Genomic DNA, 518 nt, shown 5'->3' with positions numbered 1-518 from the left:
CGGGGAGCTGTAAGTAAGCTTTGATCCGAAGATTTCCGAATGGGGGAACCCGCTATCCGTTATTGGATAGTACGTATTACTGAATACATAGGTAATACGAGGCAGACCCGGGGAACTGAAACATCTCATTACCCGGAGGAAGAGAAAGCAAATGCGATTTCCTGAGTAGCGGCGAGCGAAACGGAATTAGCCCAAACCAGAAGGCTTGCCTTCTGGGGTTGTAGGACACTCCTTTGGAGTTACAAAGAAACCATATAGACGAAGCGGCTTGGAATGGCCCGCCATAGAAGGTAAGAGCCCTGTACTTGAAATGTGGTTTCCTCCGGAGTGTATCCTGAGTACGGCGGAACACGTGAAATTCCGTCGGAATCCGGGAGGACCATCTCCCAAGGCTAAATACTCCCTAGTGACCGATAGTGAACCAGTACCGTGAGGGAAAGGTGAAAAGCACCCCGGAAGGGGAGTGAAATAGATCCTGAAACCGTGTGCCTACAAGTAGTCGAAGCCCGTTAATGGGT

General features: G+C 50.2%; 1 rRNA gene. It reads left to right on the top strand.

Annotation, left to right across the window (positions count from 1 at the left end):
* Positions 1 to 518 (top strand): 23S ribosomal RNA (locus CHH48_RS19135); the annotation flags it as partial.

This window comes from Terribacillus saccharophilus (assembly GCF_002272075.1).
GTDB classification, from domain to species: Bacteria; Bacillota; Bacilli; order Bacillales; family Amphibacillaceae; genus Terribacillus; species Terribacillus saccharophilus_A.
This window is presented reverse-complemented; position numbering and strand designations above follow the sequence as displayed.